Source organism: Streptomyces sp. C, assembly GCF_000158895.1.
GTDB lineage: Bacteria > Actinomycetota > Actinomycetes > Streptomycetales > Streptomycetaceae > Streptomyces > Streptomyces racemochromogenes.
Genome location: NZ_GG657750.1, coordinates 2,925,737 through 2,930,636, shown reverse-complemented (window position 1 = coordinate 2,930,636; position 4,900 = coordinate 2,925,737). Strand labels below are relative to the sequence as shown.

The window sequence follows — 4,900 nt, the reverse complement described above, 5'->3', positions numbered from 1 at the left end:
GGGGCTGGATCTGGCCATGGAGATCGCCGACCGGCCCGCGACCCGCCCCGTTTGACCCCGGCCGCCGTTCGGGCGTAAACCGGCAGGGTTCGCGCGTGGGGTGCGGGGCCCGGGGTGTGGCGTCGTGGCAGGGTGCGGGCAAGGGGCGGGGTGATTGTCGCCTCGTCCGAACATCATTCCGGTTCCCTCCGTCCCGGTTCCCTCCGTCCCGGTTCCGATATCGCTTCCTTCCGTACCGCTTTCTTCCGTACCGCTTTCTTCCGTACCGCTTTCTTCCGTACCGCTTTCTTCCGTACCCGGACCGTCCGGCGAGCAGCAAAGGGTCTTCCATGCGACTGCGCGACACCCGCAACGCCCTTGCCCTCACCGCCCTCCTGCTCGCCCTCGCCGCCCCCGCCGCCCCCGCCGCCACCGCCGACGTCGGCAACGGCGGCGGCGCCCGCCCCGCCCCCGCGCTGCCCTCCCGGGCGCACGCCACCTGCGGCGACGGCAAGGCCACCGCGTTCCCCATCGGGGCGCGGATCCGGGGCGGGCCGGCGGTCTACCGGGCCGGTGCCGGGCCGCAGAGCTGGCTGCTGGACCTGACCAACACCACCAGCGGTACCTGCACGGCCATCCACCCCGTGGTCGTCTTCACCGACCCCGCCCGGGCCCTGCGCCCCGCCCACCTCAGGATGGAGTTCGACGCGCCCGGCGGCCCCTACCCCGTCACCCTGGAGCGCTCCGACCGCGACGAGATCATCGCCGTGTTCGACGGCGGGAGCCCGGTTCTCCGGCTTCTCGGTCCCGGCGGGCGGGTCGGCCACCGTCAAGGTGCGGCTGGCCTTCGCCCCCGACGCCCCGCTCGGTGAGGTCGTCGCCGACGCCGCGCTGGTCCAGCGCCAGGCCGACGACGGCGCGTGGGTCGGCGAGGCCGGCGGGAACCGCTTCTCGGTGCAGGGGCCGCAGGACCCGGCGGAGGCGGGCTCGCTCGCGCACACCGGCCCCCGCGAGTGGGCGTACGGCGGGATGGCCGTCGCCGCGCTCGCCGCCGGGGGCGGGCTGCTGCTCGGGGCGCGGAGGATCAGGGCGTCCGGGTAACACCGGCCGCGTACAGTCCGAGCGTGGAAGACCAGAACCCGCCGCCCCACCGCCCCGGCTCGCCCGTCCGCTCCGGCATCCCCGAGCACGGCCGCATCCCCAAGTACTACGCCGTCAAGGCCCGCATCGCCGATCTCCTCGACGAGCTCGGCGAAGGCGGCCTGCTGCCCACCGAGCGCGATCTCGCCGAGCGGTACGAGGTGGCCCGCGAGACCGTACGCCAAGCCCTGCGCGAGCTGCTGCTCGAAGGCCGGCTGCGCCGTTCCGGACGCGGCACCGTGGTGGCCGGCCCGAAGCTCGAGCAGCCGCTCTCCCTCGCCAGCTACACCGAGGGGGTGCGCCGTCAGGGCCGCCGCCCGGGCCGCAACCTGATCGGCCTGGAGCGCTTCCCCTGCCCGCCCGACCTCGCGCCCGGCATCGGCGCCGAGGCGGGCGAGCCCGTCTGGCACCTGGAGCGGGTGCTGCTCGCCGACGACGAGCGCGTCGGGCTGGAGAGCACGTACATCCGGGTGGCCCGGGTCCCCCACCTCGACGTCGATTTCAAGCCGGACTCCTCCTTCTACGGCTACCTCCACGACAGCCTCGGCATCTCCTTCGGGGACGCGGACGAGAAGCTGGAGACCGTCCTCGCCACCCCCCGCGAAGCCCTGCTGATCGGGACGCCGCCCGCGCTCCCGATGCTGCTCATCCACCGCTTCTCGCGGGACCGGGACGGCCGGCCGCTGGAGCGGGTGCGTTCGCTCTACCGTGGCGACCGGTTCAGCTTCACGACCCACCTGCGGCCCGAATAGCCCCGGGCGTCCCGCCCAAATCCCCGTCAAGCGGACGAACGGTCCCCCTCTCAAATCACAGAACGATAACGGGTCTAGTCCAAGCGTCGAGGGCTGTTCACGGCCCCGTCGCCCCCGCGATCCCCCCGGGTCACCGACCGCGCCGACCGTGGACGCCGTGAGAGTCATAGTCGTCGGAGGCGGCGTGGTCGGCACCATGCACGCCTGGCAAGCAGTCCAACGCGGCCACGAGGTCGTCCAGATCGAGCGCGAGGCCGAGGCGCGCGGCGCCTCACTGCGCAATTTCGGCCAGATCTGGGTCAGCGGCCGGGCCGGGGGCGAGGAGCTCGACACCGCCCTGCGCGCCCGCGAGCTCTGGGAGCGGATCGGCGCGGAGGTGCCCGGCCTGGGCTTTCGCCCCATCGGCTCCCTCACCCCCGTACGCAACGCCCGCGAATACGCGGTCGCCGAGGCGGCCGCCGCCCGCCCCGACGCCGCCGCCCGCGGCTACGAGCTGCTCTCCGCCGCCGAGGCGCGGGCGGTCAACCCGGCCCTGCGCGGGGCCTTCGAGGCCGCCCTGTGGTGCGAGCGCGACGCGGCCGTCGAACCGCGCACCGCCCAGCTCCACCTCCGCGAGGCCCTCCGCGCCTCCGGCCGCTACACCTTCGTCCCCGGCCGCGAGGTACGCGACCTGGCCGGCCCCGGTGCGGTCCGCGACGACCACGGCGACGTCCACCGCGGCGACGCCGTCGTCCTCGCCACCGGCGCCTGGCTGTCCGGCCTGGTCCGCGAACTCGCCCCCGAACTGCCCGTCCGCCGCGTCCGGCTCCAGATGATGCAGACCGCCCCACTGGGCGAGCCGCTCACCACCTCCGTCGCCGACGCCGACAGCTTCCGCTACTACCCCGCCTACCGGAGCGACGCGCTCGACGTCCTCAACGCCGAGCAGGCGCAGGCGCCCGTTGCCGCCGCGCACAAGATGCAGCTGCTGATGGTCCAGCGCCAGGACGGCGGACTGACCATCGGCGACACCCACGAGTACGAGCACCCGTTCGCGTTCGACACCCTCGAAGACCCCTACGACCACCTCACCCAGGTCGTCGAGTCCTTCCTGGGCCGGCCCCTGCCGAAGATCAGGCACCGCTGGGCCGGCGTGTACGCGCAGTGCACCGACACCACCCGCGTCGTCCACCGCCAGCAGGTGGCCGACGGCGTCTGGCTGGTGACCGGACCCGGCGGCCGCGGCATGACCTGCTCGCCCGCCATCGCCGAGACCACCGCGAACGAACTGGGCTGGTGAGCCGCATGACCGACAGCACGACCGACAGCACGACCGACAACATCCCCAAGAAGCTGGTCGTGCTCGACATGGCCGGCACCACCGTCGCCGACGGCGGCCTCGTCGAGCGCGCCTTCGAGCACGCCGCCGCCCGCCTCGGCGTCGAACCGGGCACCCCCGCCCACGCCGAGAAGCTCCAGTACGTCCGCGACACCATGGGCGAGTCGAAGATCTCCGTCTTCCGCCACCTCTTCGGCACGGAGGAGCGCGCCCGGCTCGCCAACTCCGCCTTCGAGGACGCGTACGCGGAACTCGTCGACGGCGGCCTCGTCGCCCGCTCCCCGGCGCCCGCGCCGCCGTCGAGGAACTCCGCGCCGCCGGCCACACCGTCGTCCTGACTACCGGCTTCGCCCGCGTCACCCAGGACGCCATCCTCGACGCCCTCGGCTGGCGCGACCTCGCCGACCTCACCCTGTGCCCCGCCGACGCGGGCGGCCGCGGCCGCCCCTACCCGGACATGGTGCTGACGGCGTTCCTGCGCACGGGCGCGGTGGCCGACGTACGCGACACCGTCGTCGCCGGCGACACCGCGTACGACATGCTCAGCGGCTGCCGCGCCGGCGCCGGCACCGTCGCCGGGGTCCTCACCGGCGCCCACGACCGCGCCACGCTGGCCGGGCACGGCGCGACCCACGTCCTCGGCTCCGTCACCGAACTCCCCGGCCTCCTCGCCGTCCCCGCACCGCTCGCGGAGTCGTCGTGAGCGGCATCCGCTTCGACTCCGTCTCGGTCGCCTACCACGGCACCACCGTCCTGGACTCCCTCGACCTGACCGTCGAACCCGGCGAGGTCATGGCCCTCCTCGGGCCCTCCGGCTCCGGCAAGACCACCGCACTGCGCGCGGTCGCCGGCTTCGTCCGGCCCGCCTCCGGGCGGGTGCTGATCGGCGGCCGCGACGTCACCGCCCTGCCGCCCCACAAACGCGGCATCGGCATGGTCGTCCAGCAGTACGCGCTCTTCCCGCACATGCGCGTCGAGGACAACGTCGCGTTCGGCCTCAGGGCGCAGAAGGCCCCCAAGGCGGAGGTCCCCGCCCGCGTCGCCGAGGCCCTGGAGATGACGGGGATGGCCGCCTACGCCCGCCGCTACCCCCGCGAACTGTCCGGCGGCCAGCAGCAGCGCGTCGCCATCGCCCGCGCCCTCGCCATCCGCCCCGGCGTCCTCCTCCTGGACGAGCCCCTCTCGGCCCTCGACGCCCAGCTGCGCTCCGGGATGCTGGCGGAACTGGCCCGGCTGCACCGCGAACTGCCCGAGGTGTCCATCCTGTACGTCACCCACGACCAGGTCGAGGCGCTGACGCTGGCCGACCGGATCGCCGTCATGGACCGGGCCCGCCTCCAGGACTGCGGCACCCCGCAGCAGCTGTACCGGGCGCCGCGCACCGAGTTCACCGCGTCCTTCGTCGGCAACGCCAACCTGCTGCCGGTGACGGTGGCCGACGGCGGCGCCGTCTTCGCGGGCCGCCCGCTGGCCCTCGACGCCGGGCCCGCGTCCCCGGGCTCGACCGCCACCCTGTGCGTACGCCCGCACCTGCTCGGGCTCGGCGAGGGGCCGAACGCCCTGCGCGGCACGATCACCGAGGTGCAGTGGCGCGGCTCGACGCACCGGCTGTACGTGGACGTGGGCGGGCACCGCGTGAAGGCGGACCTGCCCGAGCTGAGGGAGACCCCGGCGCTGGGCGACGAGGTGACCTGCACTTCGAGCCCCGCGA

Annotated in this window: 5 protein-coding genes and 1 pseudogene; all 6 read left to right on the top strand. The window is 74.5% G+C overall.

The features are described 5' to 3' along the window. The first annotated feature begins 329 nt into the window (after positions 1 to 329). Complete coding sequence (locus SSNG_RS42050; protein ID WP_050779616.1) at positions 330 to 851, top strand: hypothetical protein; 522 nt, start codon at positions 330 to 332, stop codon at positions 849 to 851. Beyond that, on the top strand, positions 814 to 1,080 hold the full coding sequence (locus SSNG_RS37905) for a hypothetical protein (protein WP_007264310.1): 267 nt from the start codon (positions 814 to 816) through the stop codon (positions 1,078 to 1,080). The genes SSNG_RS42050 and SSNG_RS37905 overlap by 38 nt, the downstream gene beginning before the upstream one ends. A gap of 23 nt (positions 1,081 to 1,103) precedes the next feature. Next, on the top strand, positions 1,104 to 1,871 hold the full coding sequence (locus SSNG_RS13100) for a GntR family transcriptional regulator (protein ID WP_007264309.1): 768 nt from the start codon (positions 1,104 to 1,106) through the stop codon (positions 1,869 to 1,871). Between the two features lie 157 nt (positions 1,872 to 2,028). After that, positions 2,029 to 3,150 carry a TIGR03364 family FAD-dependent oxidoreductase gene (locus SSNG_RS13095; RefSeq protein ID WP_007264308.1) on the top strand — a complete coding sequence of 374 codons (1,122 nt, stop codon included), beginning with the start codon at positions 2,029 to 2,031 and terminating at the stop codon, positions 3,148 to 3,150. Positions 3,151 to 3,155: 5 nt separating this feature from the next. After that, positions 3,156 to 3,892, top strand: a pseudogene (locus SSNG_RS13090) (phosphonatase-like hydrolase). Further along, the coding region (locus SSNG_RS13085) for an ABC transporter ATP-binding protein (protein WP_063749889.1) at positions 3,889 to 4,900 on the top strand (1,012 nt) is incomplete at its 3' end. The pseudogene SSNG_RS13090 and the gene SSNG_RS13085, both read left to right, overlap by 4 nt.

What these genes read in the sequence shown, in the direction of transcription:
- SSNG_RS42050 (WP_050779616.1), top strand. Translation starts at nt 330, where the DNA reads ATGCGACTGCGCGACACCCGCAACGCCCTTGCCCTCACCGCCCTCCTG.